Raw genomic sequence first — 23647 nt, forward strand, 5'->3', positions numbered from 1 at the left:
TACGCTTAAGCTGCCGCGGGGCTATTGAGCCCCGCAGCGATAAATGGCAATAGCATGTCCGCCACCAATTGCGGATCACGGGCGTTCACTACAGGTTGCGTCATAAAGAGGCGCATCACGTTATTGCCAGCAAATGCGTTAAACATTGCACTGGTCATAAAATGGAAACGCCAATTGATTTCTGCGGTCGATAAATGCGGCAAGGCATGCGCTAGCGCCGCCAAATACTTGCGGGTGAGTTCGCCATAACGTTGCGGGAGTTTTTCTTTAAGGGCGGGATTAGGCTCAACATAGCTGCGAGCCAGTAATTTAACGAACACCAAGCCGCCATATTCTGGATTACTACCCATTTCCATCGCGGCAGTCATAAAAGCCTGCGCCACTTCGATGGCGGAATAGTCGTTTTTTGCAGCAGTGAGTTCGTCGATTTTACGAATAGACAGTTGTGCAAACGGTTCGGCGCGACGCTCAAACACAGCTTGGAACAAACCATCTTTGGAGCCAAAATAATAATTCACCGCCGCGATATTGACGCTCGCCGAGCTGGTAATTTGCCGCATCGAGGTGCCGGCAAAACCATGCTCTACAAACAGCAGCTCTGCCGCATCTAAAATGCGCTGCGATGTTTCTAAGGCTTTCCCCGTTTCCATGCCCTACCCCTGTAATAACTTGATTTACGTCAATTTCAAACGACTGTTTGAAAGTTAAATCTTGTCACTACATAAGTCAAGTAGGAAGCACTAATCTAGGGAATTTACTTATTATTTTCTACAACAGCGCATCTAAACGATGCAAAACTTCCACAAAGCGTGGGCGCTGCAAAACATGCACTTGGCAACATTGCGCGGCGAGATCCTGCAGTTGATCTTTTGCCTCATCACCACACCACTTAATACGCTCAAGCAATTCGGCCAGCAACACGCCAAATGCACGCACCTCAATTTTTTCTAATTCAGCCTGCGGCGCAGTCTGAGCATAGAAAGAAGCCGCACCAAAATCACCCAAATACGCATGACCTGCCACATCGTGCAAAATATTGTGCGCATACAGATCACCATGCAAAATACCTTGCTGATGCAAATGCAGCGCCGCACTTGCGATACTACGAGCAATACTCAGCGCCGTAGCGAATTCAAGAACGAGCGTTTGCGCATAAACATCTCGCGTACAGCTCGTCAAACTCGGCGGCTGCGCCAAAATCGTAAATTGCGGCTCAATCAGAGGCACGACCAAACCTTGCATCTGCTCTGGATGCTCAATCAGTTGCCCGTGCACACCAATTAAATTCGCGTGCGAGCCCGCCGCGCGACAAACGGCCATTTCAGTTTGTGGCAAACCATCACTGGTCACCTCGCCTTTGAATAATTTTAGTGCTACGTTATTAATGCCCGATGGCTGCGTATGCTGCGCGCGATAAATCGTTCCTGAAGCGCCCTCACCCAATAGCTCACCAACTTCTAAATCCGACCATGCAATCTGCACACCTTCATTACCAACAGCACGATCCGACTCAAAGCCTTTATTTAAAGGGTTGCCACCCAAGGCCAGCCACGACAACTTCGGCAATTTCAACAGCCACTCCGGCAAGCCATGCAATTGATTGGCAGCCAAGCGAATTAATTCGAGCTGCTGACAAGCCGCCATTTCTGCTGGTAATGATGTTAATTGATTGCCAGCCAACATCAATTTTTGCAATCCTGCGCAAGCGCCAATACTCGCAGGCAATTCGCCAATTTGATTATCGGTCAGTACCAACCAGCGCAAGGATTTCGGTATAGACTCTGCTGGAACATCCACAATTTGATTAGCTTTAAAGCCGATCATCGTCAACGCAGCGCAATTTCCAAGCACGACGGGTAGCTGCGTAAATAAATTGTCCGAGCAGAAAATAATCTGCATTTGATGCAAACGCCACAAATCATCGGGCAGGCTGGAAAGCCGATTACCCGATAAATTGAGAATTTCCAAACTATCAGCTAAAGCAAAAATCTCGCACGGGAACTCAGTCAAGCCGCAAGACAAATCTAAGCGTTTGATGCCAGCCAATTCGCCATTTCGAAGCCGCGCCAGTGTGTCCTTACCCTGCATCACGCCACATCACCATCGACGTAAAACCAGCGTCCGTTTTCACGCACAAAGCGGCTATGTTCGCTTAAACGATGCGCTTTGCCGCCCACTTTGTAGCGCGCAACAAAATGCACTTCGCCTTCATTACCGTCCTCGCCCGTCTCTATAGCAAAATCAACTTTCAAACCCAGCCACTTCACACCAGCATCGGCTGACAAATCCAGTTCAGCAGCACGCGTACTGGGATGCCACGTCGCTTGCAAATAGTCAGCCAAGCCCAAAACATAGGCGCTATAGCGCGAGCGCATCAGGCTTTCTGGCGTCGGTGCGGCGATTCCCGCATGGTACACGCCGCAGCAGAGTTCATACGTTGTAGCGCGACCGCAAGGGCAAGGCGCGACGGCGGAAAAGGTATTTTTGGCAGTCATTTGAGCTTCAAGGCGAGTAAACTGGCGTATTGTTGAAACAAATCGCAAATAAGGCAATGAAAATCAACTCAACTCCAGCAAAAATTACTGCCGCCATTTTTGATATGGATGGCTTACTCATTGATAGCGAGCGTATGTCGCTAAGCTGCTGGCACGATGCGGCGCAAGAGCTTGGCCACAGTATCAGCGAACACGTGCCACTGGGCATGATAGGTATGCACTCTTCAAAAACGGAGGACTACTTACGCTTGGAACTCGGCGAGCAGTTTCCAGTCGCAGCACTGCGCAGTCGCACGCATAAAATTTATCTAGAGCGCAGCCAAACGGCGATAGCGCTACGCCCTGGCGTGATTGAACTACTCGATTTTCTGCAAAAACAACAAATCCCTTGCGCAGTGGCCACATCAACGCGCCGCAGCATTGCGATTCACCATCTTGAGCTAACTAATCTATTGCATTACTTTCAATTTGCCGTGTGCGGCGATGAAATCACGCACCCAAAACCTGCGCCCGATATTTATCTGAAAGTCATTGCAAAATTGAATGTGAATGCTGCTGATTGCATCGTATTTGAAGACTCGAATTTTGGCGCGCAAGCGGGGCACGCCGCAGGCTGCCGCGTCATCATGGTGCCCGATTTGCGCCCAGCCAGCGCAGAGACGCAAGCGCTAAAGCTTGAAATCGTCGAGTCACTACATCAAGCCAAACAAATCTTAGAATCTGAACTGGCATAAAAAATCGCGCCTGCTGTGCAGTGCGCGATTTTAATCAAAGCAGCCACATCAACAGGTATATCAATGTAGGATTTATTGATAAAGGCCTAGAAAGATATACCCATAGATTAATGCTTACCTGTACTACCAAAACCACCTTCACCGCGATCACTCTCGGCAAATTCTTCAACAATATTAAAGCCAACCTGCACCACTGGCACAATGACCAATTGCGCGATGCGCTCTAAAGGTTGGATCGTAAAACTGGTGTTACCGCGATTCCATACCGACACAAAAATCTGCCCTTGGTAATCGGAATCAATCAGGCCCACCAAATTACCCAGCACGATGCCGTGTTTATGCCCCAAGCCTGAACGCGGCAAAATCATCGCCGCCAAACCAGCATCACCCAAATGCAGCGCCATGCCCGTTGGCACCAAGGTCGTAGCGCCCGGTGCTAAGTCAACAGGTGAATCCACACACGCGCGCAGATCCAAACCTGCGGCCCCTGCTGTTGCGTAAGCGGGCAGATTGTCTTTTAAACGATCATCTAAAATTTTTACATCAATGGTGGTCATGGTCTTTCCTCAATGAGTGGATTTAAGGTGCAAAGTGGGATTACTACTTCGCGGCCTGCTCGGCATCATATAAACGCGCAATATGCGCGATCAGTTTGCGGGCAATATCAATTTTTGGCGCGCGCGCCAAACGCGTCTCACCGCTGTCGTCGAGCAATACCAGCTCGTTATCATTTTGCCCCATCGCTTGCTGCACTAAGTTCGCTGCCAGCAAAGGCAGTTTTTTGCGTTTGCGTTTAGCTTCGGCGTATTCAAGTAGATTTTCAGATTCAGCAGCAAAGCCGACACAAAATGGCGGATTGGGTTTGGCGGTAATATTGGCCAAAATATCCGGATTCGGCCCCAACTCCAAAGTCAAAATATGCGCATCTTTCTTGATTTTTTGCTCGGAAGGATTGAGCACATAATAGTCCGACACCGCAGCCACACCGACAAAAATATCCGCAGCCGCGATTTCATCTTCTACGGCATTAAGCATTTGCTGTGCGCTTTGCACATTAATGCGCCGCGAACCCACAGGTGTCGCCAAAGCGGTCTCACCCGAAATCAAAATCACTTCAGCGCCCGCTTCATACGCGGCGCGCGCAATTGCGTAGCCCATTTTCCCAGAGCTGGTATTGGTAATACCACGCACAGCATCAATTCGTTCAAACGTCGGGCCAGCTGTTAATAACACGGTGCGGCCAAGCAATAATTTGGGTTGCAAACCCGCTTCAAAGAACTCGAAAATATGTTCGGCTTCGAGCATCCGGCCATCACCCACTTCGCCGCAAGCTTGCTCACCTGAGCCAGGCCCTAAAATCACGACGCCATCACTGGTCAATTGCGCCACATTGCGCTGATTGGCGGGGTTCTCCCACATTTGTTTATTCATTGCTGGCGCGACAATCAGCGGACAGGTTCGCGCAGCCACCAAAGTCGTCAACAAATCATTGCAATGCCCGTGTGCAATTTTAGCCAAAAAATCCGCCGACGCGGGTGCAACCAGCACCGCCATCGCGCCGCGCGTCAAATCAATATGCGCCATATTGTTGGGCATTCGCGCATCCCATTGATCGACAAACACCGGATGACCCGACAAAGCCTGAAACGTCACCGCGCCGACAAAATGAGTTGCCGCTTCGGTCATCACGACATGCACTTGATAGCCCGCCTTCACCAACAACCGTGTTAATTCAGCCGATTTATACGCGGCAATACCGCCAGTAACACCCAATACAATTTTTTTATGACTCACGACGTAAGCCTCTGCTATAGCGAATGATCCAAGTTTAACAAGAAACGCCGATGTCCATCACCGATTGGCCCGCAGATTCTCGCCCCCGAGAAAAATTACTGCAAAACGGCGCCGCCGCGCTGAGCGATGCCGAACTATTGGCAATTTTTCTGCGCGTCGGCATTACCGGCAAAAGTGCGGTCGACTTAGCGCGTGATTTATTGCAGCATTTTGGCTCACTGCAAGCACTATTTCACGCCAAGCTCAGTGATTTTGAATGCATTAATGGCATCGGTGACGCCAAATACGCGCAATTGCAATCGGTACTTGAAATGAGCCGCCGCGCCTTGCTCGAACAACTCAAAGAACGCGATTCCTTTACCAATCCCGCCGCAGTCAAAGACTTTCTGCAACTACGCTTGCGCGGGCTTAAATCCGAAGAATTTCATGCGCTGTTTTTAGATAGCAGCTACAAACTGATTGCTGCTGAAACACTATTTAAAGGCACTTTGGCGGAAACGCGCGTTTATCCACGCGAATTGGCACGCCGCGCAATCGAACACAACGCCGCCGCGCTGATCGTCGCAGGTTATATCGTCAAGTACGACGTTGCATTCAGGGAGAGGCACTGATTCCTCTAGTTAAAAGCAAATTATTTGCGATTCGATGTTGCATATAGAAGTGTTGCATTAACTTTTTTACTTCACCCCCTGCAATGAGGAGCTGTATCTGTAAAGCGCCATTCTCTTTTCGATATTATCCACTTTTCTCGATTTATAGGGCAGTTATTAGTCATAAACTCTAACAACTCTGATTGACGGCTATGGCTATTTTTTGGCCAACTGGGCGTAGAGTATTTTTCAAGAAAAGTGCAGCAATGAGCCAACCTACTTCCCGTTCGATTGTTGCGCTGAATATCAATGCGAAGAATAAATTAAGATTACAAGACCCAGTATTTCTCATGAGTCCATTGATTTTTGAGACGGTGCATCAAATCTAGTAATATTTTATGAGCATCACGATAAATGCCATCGCCAGCTTTCAGCTCTACTACAACCCACAACAAACCCTGATCTCAACCTCGGACCGTTAACTTCCATCAAAGGATTTTTTCGCCAGCACGTAACAGGGTCGACGATATCAGCCATTCCTGGTATCCTGGCATAATCCCAAAGAAAGAAATTGAAATAGGCGAGGTTCGTGGAACAAATCATAAAAATTGTAGACCTTTTTGCAGGCCCCGGTGGTCTTGGAGAAGGTTTCTCATCTCATCCTGCATTTCGTATCAGCGTCTCGGCCGAGATGGAATCATCTGCACATGCCACGCTGCGTCTACGCGCTTTCTATCGGTGTCTTAAACGGCTTGGTGAAGATGCCCTTGCGCCCTACTTTGCTATATGTAATGGTGAAAAGCCACCCATTGACAACACAGCTCTCCCGCACTGGGATGAACAAACAAAAGCAGCGTGGGCTGAAGCCTGTGAAGAGGCTATGCAACTGACATTGGGCGAAGCGGAAAGCAATGCCAAGTTAGACCAAGCGATCAAATCCAATAAGATAAGCTCTGACGTGCCCTGGGTATTAATTGGTGGGCCTCCATGCCAAGCCTACTCCCTAGTTGGACGTGCGCGTAACAAAGGCAAGGCAGACTACAAGGCAGAGGATGATCATCGCCACTTCCTTTATAAGGAATATCTGCGAATCATCGCCGAAAACAAGCCGCACGTTTTTGTCATGGAAAATGTTAAAGGGATCCTATCTTCAAAGATTGGTAGTCAGCTTATTTTTCACAGTATTCTCAAGGATCTATCGGGCTGCGGATATCAGATTCATTCACTGGTGACAGACACCTGCTTTATGCAGGGCGATAACCCTGCTACGCTTGATGCTCGAAAGTTCATCGTACATGCCGAGAAGTACGGAGTACCGCAGGCTAGACATCGCGTGATCCTCCTGGGGATTCGTGAGGATATCGGCAATGTTAAAGGCCCTGGCTGGAGCCCACCTGTTCTTCATGAGAAAGGTCAAGTTTCCGTTATTGAAGCCATTAACGATTTACCCCCACTTCGCAGCCGGATTTCGAAGGGAGAAGACTCTCCTGAGCGCTGGAAGTCACTTCTTTTGAAACATTGCCATGATTTAGCAACACAAGCTCGCCTCAAAAAGCACAGTTTGGATTGCGTTGCAGATGTACTGGATAACGTCGTAACTAACGCCCGCTTTCCTATCAGCCTTGGCAAGATCCCAAGTGAGTATCAGCCGCCTAAGTATTGTCCCGAAGACCTTTCTGCTTGGTACACAACTCAAGGCACCACTAAGAAGCTGCGTAACATTTTGAACCACGAAGCACGTGGACACATGGAAAGCGATCTGAGACGCTATGTTTATGCTGCTTCTTTTGCGAGGGCAACTGGAGCCTCACCTAAAGGGTATAAAGATTTTGCCCTTAAAGGGCTGGCTCCTGATCATGAGAACTGGGAGAGTGGGAAATTTGCGGATCGCTTCCGTGTACAGCTGGAAGGTCGACCATCAACCACTATAACTAGCCACATCGCCAAGGATGGTCATTACTTCATTCACTATGATCCGCGGCAATGTCGCAGTCTTACTGTGCGTGAGGCCGCACGCTTACAGACTTTTCCAGATGACTATTTTTTCCAAGGCAACAGAACACAACAATATCATCAGGTTGGGAATGCTGTTCCGTCTTTTTTAGCGAGCCAGATTGCAGATATTGTTTACGCTGTACTGCATAGGCCACTGATGGACTGACATTATCAATGCAAGCAGAATTTGCCCCCCACAAGAGAGAGAGTCTCCCCCCCTAACGACTGATTTATCAAAAGCTACCATATACAGTAATCCATGAAGGTCGGTAATTCCATCTGACATAATAATTAAATGTATACGAGAATTATGTTTAAGCAGAATCGTCTTTTAATTTTGAATTTGTGAAACTACACCTTCAGTTTATTAATTTGAGAAATCTATTATTGATAATTATTTAAAAAGCAACTTCTAGTCTTTCAAGCAGCGCAATGAGTGAATTTTTTTCTGCTCGAGTCAAAGTAATCCGGCCAGCTTGCAGCTTTTCCAAGGCTCTTGAATTGTTGTTCGACAACAAATTCTTGCCTGTAGCTATCCGTCTCAATTCGGCAGCCTTAGGCACCAAATTTGCTATAGCGACATCAAAATCCAGTTTGCGATTTTTTCTTTCCTCTTTGCGTCCACGGCCAACTTCCTCACCAAACTCACTTAGTGAAACACCATAATCGCATATTTTTTCAGGAGGAGCTTCGACAAGAGGGAGAATATACAGCGTCCAGCAGAACTCTTTTTTTGCAAACTCAGAAGGATTTTTGACCATCCCAGGTGGATCATTGAGTATCTTATGAATTCTTGATGCCCAACCAAGCATCCAGTCAGTCAATACCTTAGGCACCGTCTGATCACGCCATATACGCATCAGATCGATTTGCATTTCTCCAACGCGAAAGGCCTGCGCGACAGCTGCAACTGAATAGGCAACAGTTTGAGCCTTTAGGCCCTTTGCAGCCTTGTACCATTCTGACTGTGCGATTTCTTTATCAAGTGAGCGGAATACGATGGCTTTAGCTACAACGCATTTAAACCAAAATTCATTCAGATCAATCCCGTCTCCATAACCTACCAGTACAGACGTGACATAGCGCTGAAAGCATTTCTGCTCCCCTTCAGAGACATGGTGTGGCCGCCCATTAAAAGCAAGCTCATACTTTGCTAGGTCCGTTTTAACCAAAAGTTGGTTCTTGGGATATTCAGTTTCAATGCGACTGCGAATTGCTGCACTCTTATAAGCAAACAAATTTCTGTACTGACCTCGTGCTCGTTCATAAAACCATCTTGTCACATGCAACTCACCGGCACGTTGAGGAGTCGATATTTCCTTTGAAAGACGTTCTATACGTATCTGAACTGGGCTGTTTGATGCCAAGTCTGCAAGCGATACCTTATTCTGGGTATTAGCGTACTCGGAGATCTTTGGAACAACTTCACCAAGTCGCTCTTCTCCGATCACCGAGAGCTTTACCTGCACGTAGACTTCGTCAAGATTACACTTCATAGCATCTCGAGCGTATAAAATTGATGCAGTAGTCTGCCCACCGTTAACGATCTGAAAATCCCTGATGCTTGCAATTCCTAGTGCACCGTCAGGCAGGCGTTCCGTTACAACAGATGAAGCAGTACCAGTAATACCATTGTTGTAGGCAAAAAACATGGATGGGCACTCTTGAATTGTTTTAAGAATCCCTTTGTTTACGCTTGTCTTGGCCTGAAGATAGGTGCGAACGTTCTGTTCAAGTAGTCGACTACCATAAGTAGCAAATATCTTAGCAAGTACAGGTCCTTGCATCGCGAATATGTAACTACTAAAACCTGTACTTCCCATAGATGCGGGCAAGCAAGATATTGCTCCCTCGAAGTCTTCCTTAAATTCCACCTCGACTGGATCAGAACCACTTCGTGAAATACGTTCGTATCGCTCAATATCAAGAACATTAATCTGGATCGGGAGATCGCCAAAAATTCGAGTATCAAACATTTTCCTGCGTGTCTTGAGGTGGCCATTAGTGAACATCAGTACACGAATACGAGCGAGCCTAGGTTTATATTGGCGAATCTGGATTGCCAACCTATATGCATGACTAGACTCTTCCATTGCCTCAAGGGTTTTTGCTGAATGAATAGCCTTAAGGAATCGTTCCACTTGTGATACGGCCAAGTCAACGTCGCGAGCATTAACTACCGGAAGGTATTCTTCTTGGTAATGGACGCATACGGCAAGATAAAGCTCTCCGGCCGGATCATCTGTCCCCTCTGGCAAATCAAAAGCATACCCATCAACGCGATAACCGGAACCAGATTCATTAAGGACGGGTGTATAGTCAAGGTCGGGGCAGTCGCCATTCTCCGCGGCGAGTTGTGCAAAGATGCGGAAAAACTCGGTAACCTTAAGCTCGCCATCAGCAATACTACCGATGGTGATCTCGTTAGCTAATTCTTGATAGCTCTCTGAGAAATCAACCATCAACCGCTCCAAGTAGTACTGCCCAATCCGTACGGCATGCATCCAGAGAAGGCCCAGCAATTTCATACTGAACTGCGGCAATCCCTAGCGGCACATTTGCAGGGGTCAACCTTGGGAAGCTGCCTGTGACAGAGTAAACAATTCGATCATCAAGGGCGTATTCCTCTAAGCATTGGTTGGAGTCGACGGTCATTCCGGAAAGGGCAATCTTTCGTTCAAACTCCAGCCCAGCCAGAGGACGCCCTATAAGCAGCTCCTTGATATCCTCGACAATCGTCAGCAGTGAGCGACCCTTCTCAGAAGGCGAGACTCGCATTAGTGCGACAAAAACCCGATCACCACAGTCATCCAGCTGCGTAAGGGATGAGATACGCAGTTTCAAAGCACCTGTTGATAGCTGTGCTTTAACCTCGACTCTTGTACCGTTAACTCCAATATCTCGTGTATCTCCATTAGGACCACGCCAACCAAGTATTAGTGTATTAGGATTGATCTCAGATTCGGTGAGAAGCGACTCCAGCACAAGAAGCTCCCCCATAAGCCCCAGAACTTCTTCTCTTGTAAGCCCATCATTCGCTCGCCTTTTGAATAATTCGGCCCAGTTCGCCAACGCCCTCAGCAAAATGGCAGTCGCAGCATCTACTGAACATGCCACTCCAGATCTTTCCGCCAAGTCATAGCACATGAGGGAAAAATTTCTAGCAAGATCTGCTTCAAGCAATGTCATGCCTATACGGATACCATTGTCTGTCTTCAGGGAAACCAACTCAATATTTCTGAACGCCGGCAGTTCAAACGGCTGCATGTCTTCACCGAGCACGTCAATCACGACTTCGCGATACCCCGCCAAGGAATATTGAACATAGAAATTGAGCGTATGATCTGGGTAGACGCGGAATCTTCCTGCTGAATGGCCTCCACTTGCCAACTCGGCCCATTTCGACTCGAACTCATTCATATTCATCAGTAAGCTCCTCATCCGTCTCTGCAGCCTCTCGCCTTTCGGCCAACAGCTGAATCAAACGTTGTGATGCTTGGTATCGTCTTTCCTTGCAGGGGATATTTGTTCCCGGCACAACGAGGCTGAAAGTTACGACAGGCATCTCACTACCGAACTTAAGCTCCTCGTCTATCGAATCCTTGGATGCAAGCCGGAAATTCAGAAGATGAACCACTAAAAGCGGCCTTGTACGAGACATTGCATACCGGATAGCCTCTGACTGTAGCTCGACTCCGCTCTCCAACTGATTACGTTTGATCTCTTGTGCCTTATGATCGAGTTCATCCCTGTCTTCGCCATACGCCATATCATCAGCGCCAAAGGCCACAGCATTTTTCGATGTTACTTTTACTAACCGACCGTCCCGTAGGCCACTGCCTCGTGTTCTGCAATAAATAGGGCTACTGCCTTCCTTTGGGTAAGGGAATGGGAGTGATTGCCCATTTGGCTTTTGGGTGACGAAGGGCAATGCCACATCCCATTCCTTCAATTCGCTTCCTGCTCGGTCTTCGATATAAGCTCCGATTAGGCTGACACCTCCGGCATCAAATGCGTTGAACTCAGTCTGTGGGAGCTGCACATTCGTCAACAGGCGTAGTATTTCGGCTGCTGGAACATGTGTCCATACTCTCGCGCTTGTAGTATCTGCCGATGTTCCAACCCCTATCAAACGTTTGAGAAACTCATCAACGGCGGCTAGGTTTTGATCGTTGGCTTCCTTGCTGTCATACAAGGAATAGGCTTGGATGTGACGGGAGGAAAAATCCTCTGCCAAAGTAATTTCTGTCGCACTCCGCATCTTATTCGCAGCTGTGATTGCAATACCGGTCGGACTTTGGCGGACTTTAAGACCAAACTCAAATGGCGTCTTACCAAGAAGTGCCATACGCTGAAAATCTGCGCGTAACTCTTCAACCGAATCACTCACCTCCTGAAAATCTCCAATCAGATTAGGAGTTACATGGATACGACAAATATTCTCGAATCCAAGGCGATATCCAAACCATCGCCCCATTTGAAGTAGCGTATCCGATGCTCCGACGTTACGCAAAACATAGGAAATAAGAAGACCTTCCAGCGTAAGTCCACGAGCCAGTGCTAGACCTCCAATGCCGATAAAGTGCAAGCCAGTGGATGGAGCGCTCTCGTAATCAATCCCGCTACCTTTCATGTTAACCAACCTGGTTTTGATAGAAGAGATAGAATCCTTGAGAAAAGGACGAATCGAATCCCAGTCAAACTCGACCGTACCTTCATACTCCTCATCCCAAACGCACTTTAACTGCTGCATTGAATCTGATTTTTTCCAGTTAGCCATCGACCAGCTCTCGATCGCAGACTGCATATCGAATAGCAGGCTATCGATGAGCTCGCGCACCTGCGCCTGAACAGCATTGAATCGACTCACATTGACCAGCATCGCTGAGTGGCTATCACCTTCACCACGGGCTATTCGGATAGATCGAACTAAGATGTATTCCAAAACTGCATTACTTAGACTTTTAGGAAGCGCTGCAACCAACCAGCCTGTCGGATGTTTGAGGGGAAGTAGATCAGCATAGTCATCAGGAATGGTCCTGATACAAACCTCATGGAGATCACCATCCTCCGGGAACAGTCTTCTAGCTCCGACATAATTGTCTGGAGGGTCTAGTGATTTGATGAAGTCCGCAGGAAAAAGATCTTCGCGCCTCCAATTGTCCGTCGTATCAGGATCGATAAAGATATTGGCAAACGGTGTAGCGGTATAGCCAACATATGTAGATTGCTTGCATGTATGCAGCAGCGCTCTTATATTCTGATTAATGGTAGTAGCCTGCTTTCGTTTCTCATTGGTGTTGATGCTCGCATTGTCAGCTTCATCATCGATGAGCAACATAGGTCCATCCAACTTTTCATCTTGACGCAGGCCCGTTAGCCACTGAGTAAGGCGCTCCAACACTTTGGGGTGCTTTTTCGTAACAAACAGGATCGGATCCGCAAAATTACCCTCATGCGCACCAGTCGTGTTTGCAGAGGCCATGTTGAAATCAGACAACTGAGATGTTCCACAGTAAGGGTGATGTATTGTGTAGCCGTCTTTTTCACCTACGAAAACTCGGGCAACATCATAGACCTTGGTATGAGTGGCATCACTGATTGATGATTTGCCCACAAAAGTCTTATCTAGGCGAACTTGCGTCTGGTATCTAAGCGAATTTGTCTGTCCCGCAAGAATGACAATAATACGATAGCCGGCATCTGCAGCCTTCGACACCAAAGCAGAGTAGTTGGTTGTTTTTCCCATCTGGACGTGCCCCATGACCAATCCTCGCCGGCGATTCCAGCCGTTTTTGTCCCTTGGGTTACCAAGATATCCGAGAATCTCATCGGTCACGTCATCTACAGATCTAATCACATCAACAGGAAGGATGGAGTGATCCTTCCAGTACTTTTCCAATCTACGCCAGTAGTAAAAGTCGATTGCCCCCTTCTCGGCGGGATACCACTCCTTGAAGTCGCCTCGGAGTAGATGACCATCTTCCTGTCTGGTGCCAAAAATTGTTTCTAGATGTTTTACCAAACGTTCATGCTGATCTGGAGAAAGATTAAAGAAATGACCAAAGCGAGTGACGGCATCCGAGAGATATCCGGGTTGCACAACAGTTCGTCCATTTAGCTCTCCCTCGATACTTACACGTACAAATGAAAGCATTGCCTTGAATTTATTGGGATCCCTACTCATCATTAAAACTCCAATCCTTTAAAATTTTGTCAGTGATAGTACTTTCAGCGTACCTCCACTGCTCAGAAAATGGCTCAATCTGTTTGGCAAATGCGAGAAACTGGCTAAGGGTTGGTTTTCCGTCTGCTTGCCTCAGATAAGCAAGCATGCAAGCGTGTATTAGCGAATCAAACTCGCCTGGATCGGTTATAGCTTGAACAACCGTTTCTGAATTTGCCACCAAATCGTTTTGAATCACGTCAATCGGTACGCACGCTTCAAGTAACCTGATTGCTTCACTCACCACAAATGGATTGCCAGCGTCAGCCAAGATTTCACGGATGATCGGATGATCACGATTAATCAAGTAGCGAATTCGACCATTGTGAGCATTCCGCTTCCAGACCGGTGACTTGTCTATAGTATTTAGATCGACGCCCTTTCGGCGGTGAACACCAACAGACCGTTTGGAGAAATTTTTAACTATCTCTCTTAGACGCTTACGCAGCGTGACCGGAAGCTGAGCATCAGACTTGTCTAGCGTGATTTTCCACTCATCATCCAGACTGTTTGGAAGGTCAATTCGAACACGTGTCAGTTGTGATAGTTCACCATGAGGTACGAGTCGGAACCAAGTTCCGTGAATGATTAGCCGCATGTTTCTGTAAACGTAAAACCCTTGATTACGAACTAAACCCTCTTCGCCTCCAAGCGCCATTTGTTCATGAACAGTAAGTTTTGAAAAGTGCGGTATAACATAAGGCTTAACTTGGATATACTCCCCCTCCTTGATTTGAATCCGCTCACCATCGAGTGACTGAGTTGCAGGATGGGCGATCATAAAAGGATCCGACGGAGCAAGAGAAATACCTTGGATATGGATCGACAATTGTCTACCACCTTCACCTGACAAATACCGGTGAAAAATCAATGATAGCTGCGACCTAGCATGCGATATTTTTTCGTTTAAGCGCTCATCGAGCGTTGCATCCAGTCCAATATCATAAAGTCGATCGCAATACGTCCAGATAACCTCTGTTCCAGTTGAAGTCAGAGGTTCCGATTCTAGGAAATCAAGAGCATCCGCGTCATGAAACATATCCATGTACCAGTCATCGATGTTATCAATGTCCCATCGAGCCGCATTAATACCAGCATCATTCCAAGAAACAACGGTCAACACACGAGCCTGGGAAAGCGAAGCTGATTTCAGCCCCCAGCCGAAACGGCCCAGATCAAGAGAGTCTCGTCTTTCTTTAGGGTTTCTGCTCGCAGGCTTCATTGCATCGATGAGCACATTTTTAGACATCCCCCTCCCATCATCACATATGCGAACGATGACATCGTTATCCACGGGATCAAACTTCACCCAAACGTTTCTCGCGTTCGCTTGAATACTGTTGTCAACCAAATCAGCCAATGCAGCGGCTAGATCATAGTTGCCGAAACTGCGTGCCGTAGTCATTAGCGCGGATGCGCTGGGAGGATTTAAAATTCGCAATTTTCTTTCTCTAACCAATTCGAAGTCATGCCTAGTCCACTTGCTCAACTACGCTATCAAGCGCCAAGTGTCGGAAGATATTGAGCTGACCGACAACCACGTCCAATCTTGTGCTTGTGCGAGGACAATTGTAATCAATAAAAAAGCCAACCTAACACCATAAACATTTTTCATGACATTATTACATAAGTACCCGGCACTCTAAGTGGCAGATCGAATCAAATAACCGGCAAATAGCTTGCTGATTATGAAGTAGCGCCAATTGCACGAAGCAGGAACTGGTACAGCAGACCTGCAGCCAGCAGAAATTATTGAAACAAGAACCAAGTAGCTATCGTAATAAATGGCAACTTTTACATCCAAGATGCAAACGCAAATTGGGCAAGAACCGCAAGCTAAATTCCTTACACAGATCAAGACTCACCCGCCATAGCAACAAGTATGTGCGCTGCCTTAATGCCATGCGCGAAGAGCTTCGCATATCATGTACAGCACAGTCAGTACTGAGAAGCAGCCACATACCGTGGCGTGCTTTCATGAAAAACAATAACTCACACTTGATTTGTAAGAGTTTATTGACGTAGGATTCTGAGTAATCCAAACAAACCACACAGGCACCTCCACAGGTGTATCTTTCAAACTAGCCTTACATGAAAATTCTCGCCTACACGAACCCCAATTGCCAAGGTGAACTCATCACCGTATATGAGGCGTTGCGGCGCAGACAATCCGATCCTGATAATTGGGAAAGGCGAATTTACTACGATATATCCCGCTCAAGACCAATGGTTGCCGTCAAGCGCGTAGATGGTAAGAAAGACAGTAGTAGCTTTTCTTTCCAAGGAGAAGCAGGCGGCGGCCATGGGCGAGGTTCAAAAGGAGTCGCTCACGAGCTTGCCCAAGATTTCTTATGCAGGCAGACGGAATTTAAATTTTCTCTCTTCAGGCAATCATTCATCGCTACTGTGCAGAACGCAGAAGAAGAAGTACATATAGTAGATCCTTATAACCCCAAGCGAAGTGCTTACGTCGATGTGATGCTATCACTTGCGCAGAGTTGCCCATTACGAGTGAAGTTTGGTAAGTGCATTGCGATCGAGATTACTGATACACACGCAAACACTAAAAAGAAAGAGAAGCTCTTCAAGGACCTAGGCATAGCTGCATTGGAAATCAAAATACCAACCGATTGGCATATTCCGAATCAATCTTCCGTTACGACTATGGAGTTGGAACGACTCAAGAGAAGAATCGCTGGTTTTTGGAATTCAGAAGTCTACGCGCAGTACATTCACGCCTGTGCTCGCCTTAAGTAGGCATCATTGCCAATCAACCCGACCTAAGCCACTAGCCGCACATGCCAGTGCAACTCATTGGAAACCGAGAATGGCTATTAAAACTCAAATAGTTGAGCACCTAATAACGCCGCGATCTAGCTATAGCGACCAAACCCAATACATAGGAGAAGGACTTGTAATTCAGTACTCAGGATTGGCAGAAAGATCAATATCTTTAGGTTACGGAATCTACAAGATCGTTCGTTAGGCAAAAAAGTAATCAAGCTAATATGTCGAGGGGGCAGCTTACAAGCTTCGTGCGTAGGCCCCTTCTACGCTACAGCGGCTCCATACACCAAACGTTGTGCCCCAAGTCGAAGTTTATAAATGAGGTTAAGGATGCGCGATATTCAAGAAGTCTGGCTTCTACTAGAGAAGTCTGATGAAACTCGAATCTCTAAAGGGATAGATGGCTATCAAGATACAACTGGCGAAGAGTATCGATATGACAGCTTTGTCCCGAATCACAAAAACATCAAAACCGGCGATATCGTAATTTTAAGAAAAGAGAACGAGATTTACGGCTATGGCGAAATTAGTGAGATTTCCAAAACGCCAACTGTAAAAACTCATAGGCGCTGCCCTTCATGTAACTCCACGGATATTAGGGCACGTAGTACGATGCTTCCGAAATGGAAGTGCGGGAGATGCGCAAGTGAATTCGAAGCCACAATTACTACTGAAACGCACGTAAATTCCTATTCCGCAAGAATCAAGGGGTTTACACGCTTCGCCACTCAGCCAACGGTGTTAGCGGTCAAGTCCTGCGCCGCTATCGGCGAAGGCCACACGTCACAGTTGTCGATGATGAAGTTAGATTTCCGAAAGATTAGGACACTCCTCGAAAGCACAGATATCCAGTTACCCACTCGCACAAATAAGGCAGGCCAAGGCCTAGGCTTGTCGGCTCCAGAACGCAAAGCCGTGGAACTCCATGCCATGGCCGCAGCACGAAAGTTATATGAAGAAGCAGGTTGGAACGTTGTTGATACTTCTAGCTCTCAGCCCTTTGATTTACTTGCCGAACGAAATGCTGACAAACGATTCATTGAGGTAAAGGGTACGACAGGCGGAGGTGCCTCAGTAATTCTCACAAGCGGCGAGGTTTCTCATGCAAAAGAAAACTATAAGGAGTCGGCTCTTGTCGTTGTATCCGGCATAAATCTCACAAAACTAGGCAATGATTGGATTGCGTCCGGGGGAGACATTAGTACGCACTTAGATCCTTGGTCACCTGAAGAAAATCGCCTGAAAGCGACGCAATACCGATATTGCGTTGGCCCGTAGGAAACCAACCTTTTAATACAGGCGCTACAGCCCTATAGGACCCAAGAAGAAAAATAGCCATAAAATATGTGTACATTCCATATTAATTTTCACTTAGATATTCTCTCCTAACATTATCAATTTCCTTTAAATTTTGACTAATAATACTATAAGGATCAAGACCTAAATCAATTAGCCTCCTACAAATTATCATAATATTTTGAACAAGAATTCCATTCTCAACTTCTAACTGTTTATTTTCAATTTCAAGCAAGCGAAATCTCATTATTAAATCTGCACGACCAGGGTTTTTATGCTTAATAGAGGGTTGAATATTTCGAATATTATCAATCCTCTGCATAATAGATTTGTCACGCCAAATCGTTTGGCGTGCCACCCCAACTATCTGGGATATTTCTGTTAATGTTAAACGCCCTTTTCTTACCCCTAGTTCGAACTCATCTAAAACTACCGAAGCATGCTTTCTCCAGTCTTCGTAAGCACTCATTCAAGCACCTCTCTACCATTGTTAGATTGCTCAAAATCACAACTTATATTTACACCTGATTTCTCATACTCATCCAAGGCTGAATTGCACCCACGGATCATATCCCTAATAAAAATCAAATGCTGATCTAAAGGTTCCACTGTATTCAATTCATTATTAATGATACGATTCAATTCATCTATTCTTGGCGTTATAGAGCGATATAATTTTTCATAATTATCACGCAAAGCTATTATTTCTTTCATCGCAGAAAGATCGCTTACATCAATGTGAAATGATGAACACATTGATTCAGAACCAAAACCACGAAGACAAGCCAATCCTTTACTACATGGTGAAATATAGAGTTCTTTAGAGCATGAGCCCCATGGCGTAAAATGAACAGCTTTAAGTCTTTCTGTTACTAAGAACATTATTTGCTCATCGGATATTTCATCTAAACGCCAGCGACTAACTTGACGTCCTATAAAGTCATCAGGCACCACCCCTGGCTGCAGATAATTAGATCGAACATATTCAGCACGTTCATTTGCGGTACGATAATCATAAACTCTAGATTGCCCGATCTGCCGCCCCATCCAAAGATCAATTGCGGCTTGGGAGGGTCCTGACCTAAGAACCGCAGTTGTAAGCCATCGCCTTATTGAATGCGGGGTAATACTAAATGGATTTCCCACACTATCAAAAATTGAAAGCCGCTGAAATATAGTTTCTTTCTGAGCATTTGAAGACAAATAATTGTAGTAGTCTGAACGTAAAATCGGTCTAGGCAGAATACCATTTATATTATATTTATTAAATTGATGCTCCCATACTACAATTAAGTGCTCACTTAACCGGTTTGGAACACCATCTCTTGAATTTTTACACTCAAATATAGCGCCATCGCCATTAGGATCTGAATCCAAAGTTTCTTTGAAATGCATTTCAAGCCATCGCGCATACTGCGCACTCAAAATGTTTTGCACAACATCAACATCAACAAATGAGCACTGCCCACCTCCTCTTAGTGATATCATTTTGGATCGCAATTTTTTCCACTTCAACTCCAATAGATTAATTTCCATTTCTGTAGTATTACTATTCGGCTCAAAAACACCAGAAGCTAACAAAGAATCAAGAAAATTCCTTAAACAATCATAGAACCAGTGGGCCTTACAAACACTTGATTTTGAAGCTCCTGATAAATTTGCCATATCATTGACTGATAATTTGTACACCCCAAATTTATTTTTTGAAAATTTATTCCAATCCCATAAAAAAAATCGCTCATCAATCCAAGATACAAGCAAGGAAGCGACTATTCGTGGCACCTCTACAATGGCACCATAAAAACGCCCTCCTGAAGTAAACTCTTTCTCAGATAGATCAAATGCTGCGGTAAACTCACTAATTAATGCATATTTTGATGGATCTAAGCCGATTGACTTTAGTTGTGCCTTTTTTGCAATAGCAAGTGGAAATTTAGATCTTACTTCATTAATGCCATTCACAACGAAAGTGAAACCTGACTTTTCAATCTCAGCAGCTCTTTTTCTAGCACTAGCACAAGTTTCTAGGAGATAAGCGTATGACTCTCGAACTAATGGCACCCACACATCAGGAATTGTCGTGGCTTTTGCTCCAGCTCCTTTTTCAACTGGGACCCTTAAAAACTCAAGTCCCGTATCCGTATCTATCTCTAATGCATTAACTGGAATTGCGCAAAGCTCACCAATCCTCATACCTGTACATAAGACAAGTCCAATTGATTCAAGCCTTATAAGGTCATAACCTGGCTTGGGTTCTAATTCAATATTACTACGAATAGTAGCTCGCGCCTTTCCCAAAGCAATATGAACATCTTCCTTAAATAACTTTTTCCTTTTTTCAATATATCTTTCAGACGTAGGATCTAAATTTTCACGAATTGGATTTTTAACACCATGCCTCCATACTATATTTTTATTACAAAAACAAACATTCTCACCATCAATTTGTATACGCACTCTATTCAAATAATCAACGAACACTGCAATTGCACCGGCTCGATTATACGATGTAGAATATGAAGTTTTAGCTTCAATATTTTTAATAGCATAATTTAATACGTTCTTATTCAACTCATGCCACAAGCAATTTTTCTCTCTAACGGCCACCTCCAACCATCGAAATCCATTAAGATGACCTATCAAAGATTCCGGTGTTAATTCTTTAGCTATCTGGTGAATTGCAAAACATCGAGCAAGACTTGCCGACACACCACTTAAAGCAAATTCCTCTCTGGTACTTAAGCTGTCGATTTGACAAAAAATTAAATAACAACCTTTATATTTCCATTTAATATCATCAAATTCACCCTGTAACAAACCCAATGATTTTTTATTCTCAAATTTACTGCGTGCTTGACGCAGCTCATTTTCAAGAACTATAGATACTCTGTTATCATTACTATTCATTTTTTTTCATCTATAGATTCTATAAACATAATCAACCCTTTCGCACCTAAAATTGCAGAATCTAATTGCTCAACAATTGGACCAGTTGATTTCTCACGAATACTTTTTCTTAAATCTTCCAAAGAGATTAACGATTCTTTATGATTTGCATCTTTCCTAGGGCGAAATGAAGTGCATGAATAACAACTAACGGTCGGATGCAATGGGCAAGCACTATCACGGACACAGAGACCTAAAGAACCAATTTTAACACCTTCAACATTTGATTTATTCGAATGAGTAATTCTCCCTTGCCACATCTCAACTGCCAAATTAATTGTAGGACTAGCAGTATGAGCAGCATTAATAATTTCATGGACTTCTAGATTATATCGAAAATAATGTTCAACTGAATTAGTGCCCTGATGATCAAGTGCTTCGGCCACCTCTTCCATACTTGCACCAGCCAGTACCATCGATGTACCCTTTGTTCGCCTTAATCTATATGCTGAAATTTGAAGAAGCTCATTTTCTCTCCCTAAAATTTCCGCACGTAAATTTGGTAGAGCAATAATATCCGTTAAACGAGATATCTCTAAAGATAATTTAGCCGAGTCAGAATGCAACGCATACTCAATGAGCGCTGGCTGTGAACTCATTCTAGCCAGCCTTTCCTCTGAGCGCGCACTATTCGGAAACAATGGAGTTGGAAGTAGTATGCATTCATCGCCACTTTTTTTTAATAGCTTATTTATAGTTATCTGCGTTTCAGTTATTTGACTTGATGCGGTATTTATTTGTTCTTCAATTGCCAAGGCCGTATCATAAGATAAATATCTTTTTACAAAATTGCCAGGAGCTCTTCGTAAATGCGATCTCTTTCTTCCCTTAACACTTGGCACAAGAATAAATGGACCCAACGCATCTGAATCAAAATCAACACTTCGTAAAAGTGCCATTTGAATTGGTCTTAACCCCCAGTCACGACAAAGCAAAAACAAAGCACGCTGCCTAGTATTTATATTTTTGTTTATCTGCAACTTTTGTTCTATAAGATCCAACTCCAGTCGCGTAAAGGGGCCATCAATAACATCCCTCATAGCAACTAAGCCTTTAGTTCGACGATGAAACGTTCGAACCTCTCTTAAATCTTCCAGCCTTATCTCATTAAAACCTGGCAGGCATTCATCAAGACACCACTCATAAAGTAACCTTGCGCCCACTGTGACGTCTATTGATCCCAGCTCAGATATTTTCACCAACCATGCAAACAATTTCTCCTCAGCATGATCTGGATCATTTCCAAATTTATATTCAAAACTATGTATCAGACTAATTATTTCTTTTATTGGGCGCATATCTATGCGAGACTGAATTCGATCTATTGTCCACTGCCTTAAAATCCATTCAAAATAATCACTTGAATGAAGCCTACTACCCCAATTAATTTTTACAACCCCGTACCCAATATTTTCAATACGCAAACAAGGGCACCACTGACCCCTATCGTCTATAAGACAAATTTCTTGTCCAAAAATTGTCGTACAAAATACTGAGAATGGTTCAAGATCAAAATCGAGATATGATTTAAGAACATCAATAATTCTCTCAGCCTCCCCTCTAACTAGTAGCTTAGCTGTCACAATAATCACTCCCATTTTTAAGCAAAAAAGAACGCAATCTTTCCGAAATGGCACTTCTTGTATAGCGCTCAATCATTCGACTATTCTGTGTCCAGCCACCTAAATAACTAAGGGCTTCTCTCATTTCTAAATCATTTGCTTTTTCATTGTTCTGAATCTTTCGTCGTGCATGATTTGCCGCAGAGGAGCGAATGCCATGGGGATGGATGCGTCTACCCAACATTTTCACCTCAGGAGACTCTTGTATTTTTCTAAATATTTGATTTAATGTATTTGAACTCAGCCTCTTACCATCTTTCTGACTTAAAAATAGCGCTTTACTTGGACGTCGAGGCAAAATAAAACTCTCTCGACAGTTCTCAATATAAACAGTCATTGCTAATGCTACTTTTTCTGATAATGGAACGGTGCGCCCCATGGTTTTCATACTAGCACCATCTCGACGTCGTATTTTTGATGCCACGCTTGGAGCTTTAATTGTAACTGTAGGATTAGGACCTAGTGTCAAGTCATCAATCTCAATCAAGACAAGTTCTGACCGTCTTGCAAGGGTTTCCATTAAAATTAAGAATATGCAATAATTTCTAAATTTAACGTTTTTCTCTACAAATGGATTTAACTCAGAAGCAGGATGTAAAACTGATTCAATTATTTCTATTTCAGAAGATGATAGATCGGTCGATGGTTTTGAAGCAGGGCCGTTATTAGCACGCGCCATCATAAGTTTTTCAAGCCTATTCAACTGAAAAGACTTATTTTTTTCAACTAATTGCTGAACTAATATTGGAACCTTATCAATCTCAATGAAATGGTCAAATGCATACCCGATAAAAGATTGAATAGACTGTATTCTTCTATAAATAGTTGACTTACTACAAATTTCTCCATTATTTTTTGTCGTCAAAAGGTTTGCTATTTTTCTTAGCTCTGGTCTACTAAATCCTTTCAAACTTCGGATCCGATTTTCAATTGAAATACCGTTTTCAACTGCCCATTCATACATTATTTTCAAATCACGCAAATATGCGTTCAAGGTGTTTTCCCTGGCTGTCATCCCCAGGTCATCGATCCATAGGTTCGGCAAAATCAAGGGAAGCCCCTCAAAAATCATGAATGGTCGTAACGTTCCATCTGGTCTTGCTAAGCGCCGTATTTCCACAGTGACTTTTTTCAACATACATTTGCTCCTGCAACATACTAA

General features: G+C 44.8%; 18 protein-coding genes. 5 read left to right on the forward strand and 13 right to left on the reverse strand.

Annotated elements, in window-relative coordinates; translation table 11 throughout:
* Positions 1-5 precede the first annotated feature (5 nt).
* The 3 genes from Q320_RS0101300 to Q320_RS0101310 all read right to left on the reverse strand — a co-directional run bounded on the left by Q320_RS0101300 (position 6) and on the right by Q320_RS0101310 (position 2495).
* On the reverse strand, positions 6-650 hold the full coding sequence (locus Q320_RS0101300; protein ID WP_027467503.1) for a TetR/AcrR family transcriptional regulator: 645 nt from the start codon (positions 648-650) through the stop codon (positions 6-8).
* 118 nt (positions 651-768) lie between these two features.
* On the reverse strand, positions 769-2088 hold the full coding sequence (locus Q320_RS0101305) for a leucine-rich repeat-containing protein kinase family protein (RefSeq protein WP_035851638.1): 1320 nt from the start codon (positions 2086-2088) through the stop codon (positions 769-771).
* A complete protein-coding gene (locus tag Q320_RS0101310; protein WP_027467505.1) occupies positions 2088-2495 on the reverse strand; it encodes a YchJ family protein in 408 nt (135 codons plus the stop codon). The genes Q320_RS0101305 and Q320_RS0101310 overlap by 1 nt, the downstream gene beginning before the upstream one ends.
* Before the next feature lie 56 nt (positions 2496-2551).
* Between Q320_RS0101310 and Q320_RS0101315 the strand changes: the two genes are divergently transcribed.
* On the forward strand, positions 2552-3229 hold the full coding sequence (locus Q320_RS0101315) for an HAD family hydrolase (RefSeq protein WP_027467506.1): 678 nt from the start codon (positions 2552-2554) through the stop codon (positions 3227-3229).
* A 107-nt stretch (positions 3230-3336) separates the two neighbouring features.
* On the opposite strand, the gene dut is transcribed toward Q320_RS0101315, so the two are convergent.
* Positions 3337-3786: a dUTP diphosphatase gene (gene dut, locus Q320_RS0101320; protein ID WP_027467507.1), complete on the reverse strand. Its 450-nt coding sequence runs from the start codon at positions 3784-3786 to the stop codon at positions 3337-3339.
* 43 nt (positions 3787-3829) lie between these two features.
* On the reverse strand, positions 3830-5023 hold the full coding sequence (gene coaBC, locus Q320_RS0101325) for a bifunctional phosphopantothenoylcysteine decarboxylase/phosphopantothenate--cysteine ligase CoaBC (protein ID WP_027467508.1): 1194 nt from the start codon (positions 5021-5023) through the stop codon (positions 3830-3832).
* 50 nt (positions 5024-5073) lie between these two features.
* On the opposite strand from coaBC, the gene radC reads away from it, so the two are divergent.
* Both radC and Q320_RS0101335 read left to right on the forward strand, forming a co-directional pair.
* A complete protein-coding gene (gene radC / locus Q320_RS17945; protein WP_084282249.1) occupies positions 5074-5634 on the forward strand; it encodes a RadC family protein in 561 nt (186 codons plus the stop codon).
* A 568-nt stretch (positions 5635-6202) separates the two neighbouring features.
* Positions 6203-7774, forward strand: coding sequence for a DNA cytosine methyltransferase (locus tag Q320_RS0101335; protein WP_027467509.1), 1572 nt, complete (start codon positions 6203-6205; stop codon positions 7772-7774).
* Positions 7775-8006: 232 nt separating this feature from the next.
* Here Q320_RS0101335 and Q320_RS17950 read toward each other — a convergent pair whose 3' ends face one another.
* From Q320_RS17950 to Q320_RS17960, 4 genes are read right to left on the reverse strand one after another with little or no spacing between them, the layout of a single operon-like run.
* Positions 8007-10070 carry an AIPR family protein gene (locus Q320_RS17950; protein WP_051534361.1) on the reverse strand — a complete coding sequence of 688 codons (2064 nt, stop codon included), beginning with the start codon at positions 10068-10070 and terminating at the stop codon, positions 8007-8009.
* On the reverse strand, positions 10063-11034 hold the full coding sequence (locus tag Q320_RS0101345) for a PD-(D/E)XK motif protein (RefSeq protein WP_027467510.1): 972 nt from the start codon (positions 11032-11034) through the stop codon (positions 10063-10065). The genes Q320_RS17950 and Q320_RS0101345 overlap by 8 nt, the downstream gene beginning before the upstream one ends.
* Positions 11021-13798 carry a Z1 domain-containing protein gene (locus Q320_RS17955; protein ID WP_027467511.1) on the reverse strand — a complete coding sequence of 926 codons (2778 nt, stop codon included), beginning with the start codon at positions 13796-13798 and terminating at the stop codon, positions 11021-11023. Before Q320_RS17955 ends, Q320_RS0101345 begins: the two co-directional genes overlap by 14 nt.
* The gene (locus Q320_RS17960; protein WP_051534362.1) at positions 13788-15239 is read right to left on the reverse strand and encodes an ATP-binding protein; all 1452 of its coding nucleotides are present in this window, start codon (positions 15237-15239) and stop codon (positions 13788-13790) included. The genes Q320_RS17955 and Q320_RS17960 overlap by 11 nt, the downstream gene beginning before the upstream one ends.
* 686 nt (positions 15240-15925) lie before the next feature.
* Here Q320_RS17960 and Q320_RS0101360 point away from each other — a divergent pair.
* Together Q320_RS0101360 and Q320_RS20495 are read left to right on the forward strand one after the other, a co-directional pair.
* A complete protein-coding gene (locus Q320_RS0101360) occupies positions 15926-16591 on the forward strand; it encodes a hypothetical protein (protein ID WP_156938945.1) in 666 nt (221 codons plus the stop codon).
* 360 nt (positions 16592-16951) lie between these two features.
* Positions 16952-17899 carry a protein NO VEIN domain-containing protein gene (locus Q320_RS20495; protein WP_027467513.1) on the forward strand — a complete coding sequence of 316 codons (948 nt, stop codon included), beginning with the start codon at positions 16952-16954 and terminating at the stop codon, positions 17897-17899.
* Between the two features lie 82 nt (positions 17900-17981).
* On the opposite strand, the gene Q320_RS0101370 is transcribed toward Q320_RS20495, so the two are convergent.
* The 4 genes from Q320_RS0101370 to Q320_RS17975 are packed head-to-tail and all read right to left on the reverse strand — an operon-like array spanning position 17982 to position 23623.
* A complete protein-coding gene (locus tag Q320_RS0101370) occupies positions 17982-18386 on the reverse strand; it encodes a hypothetical protein (RefSeq protein WP_027467514.1) in 405 nt (134 codons plus the stop codon).
* A complete protein-coding gene (locus Q320_RS17970) occupies positions 18383-20824 on the reverse strand; it encodes a site-specific integrase (protein ID WP_051534363.1) in 2442 nt (813 codons plus the stop codon). The genes Q320_RS0101370 and Q320_RS17970 overlap by 4 nt, the downstream gene beginning before the upstream one ends.
* Entirely contained in the window at positions 20821-22446 is a 1626-nt protein-coding gene (locus tag Q320_RS0101380; protein WP_035851828.1) for a site-specific integrase, read from the reverse strand. The genes Q320_RS17970 and Q320_RS0101380 overlap by 4 nt, the downstream gene beginning before the upstream one ends.
* Complete coding sequence (locus Q320_RS17975) at positions 22436-23623, reverse strand: tyrosine-type recombinase/integrase (RefSeq protein ID WP_051534365.1); 1188 nt, start codon at positions 23621-23623, stop codon at positions 22436-22438. The genes Q320_RS0101380 and Q320_RS17975 overlap by 11 nt, the downstream gene beginning before the upstream one ends.
* Positions 23624-23647: the final 24 nt, after the last annotated feature.

The sequence above is a fragment of the Deefgea rivuli DSM 18356 genome, assembly GCF_000620145.1.
Taxonomy (GTDB): domain Bacteria; phylum Pseudomonadota; class Gammaproteobacteria; order Burkholderiales; family Chitinibacteraceae; genus Deefgea; species Deefgea rivuli.

Excerpts from the sequence above, each read along its gene's own strand:
- Q320_RS0101300 (WP_027467503.1), bottom strand. The coding sequence starts at position 650 with ATGGAAACGGGGAAAGCCTTAGAAACATCGCAGCGCATTTTAGATGCG.
- Q320_RS0101305 (WP_035851638.1), bottom strand. The coding sequence starts at position 2,088 with ATGCAGGGTAAGGACACACTGGCGCGGCTTCGAAATGGCGAATTGGCT.
- Q320_RS0101310 (WP_027467505.1), bottom strand. The coding sequence starts at position 2,495 with ATGACTGCCAAAAATACCTTTTCCGCCGTCGCGCCTTGCCCTTGCGGT.
- Q320_RS0101315 (WP_027467506.1), top strand. The coding sequence starts at position 2,552 with ATGAAAATCAACTCAACTCCAGCAAAAATTACTGCCGCCATTTTTGAT.
- dut (WP_027467507.1), bottom strand. The coding sequence starts at position 3,786 with ATGACCACCATTGATGTAAAAATTTTAGATGATCGTTTAAAAGACAAT.
- radC (WP_084282249.1), top strand. The coding sequence starts at position 5,074 with ATGTCCATCACCGATTGGCCCGCAGATTCTCGCCCCCGAGAAAAATTA.
- Q320_RS17950 (WP_051534361.1), bottom strand. The coding sequence starts at position 10,070 with ATGGTTGATTTCTCAGAGAGCTATCAAGAATTAGCTAACGAGATCACC.
- Q320_RS0101345 (WP_027467510.1), bottom strand. The coding sequence starts at position 11,034 with ATGAATATGAATGAGTTCGAGTCGAAATGGGCCGAGTTGGCAAGTGGA.
- Q320_RS17955 (WP_027467511.1), bottom strand. The coding sequence starts at position 13,798 with ATGATGAGTAGGGATCCCAATAAATTCAAGGCAATGCTTTCATTTGTA.
- Q320_RS17960 (WP_051534362.1), bottom strand. The coding sequence starts at position 15,239 with ATGACTACGGCACGCAGTTTCGGCAACTATGATCTAGCCGCTGCATTG.
- Q320_RS0101360 (WP_156938945.1), top strand. The coding sequence starts at position 15,926 with ATGAAAATTCTCGCCTACACGAACCCCAATTGCCAAGGTGAACTCATC.
- Q320_RS20495 (WP_027467513.1), top strand. The coding sequence starts at position 16,952 with ATGCGCGATATTCAAGAAGTCTGGCTTCTACTAGAGAAGTCTGATGAA.
- Q320_RS0101370 (WP_027467514.1), bottom strand. The coding sequence starts at position 18,386 with ATGAGTGCTTACGAAGACTGGAGAAAGCATGCTTCGGTAGTTTTAGAT.
- Q320_RS17970 (WP_051534363.1), bottom strand. The coding sequence starts at position 20,824 with ATGAATAGTAATGATAACAGAGTATCTATAGTTCTTGAAAATGAGCTG.
- Q320_RS17975 (WP_051534365.1), bottom strand. The coding sequence starts at position 23,623 with ATGTTGAAAAAAGTCACTGTGGAAATACGGCGCTTAGCAAGACCAGAT.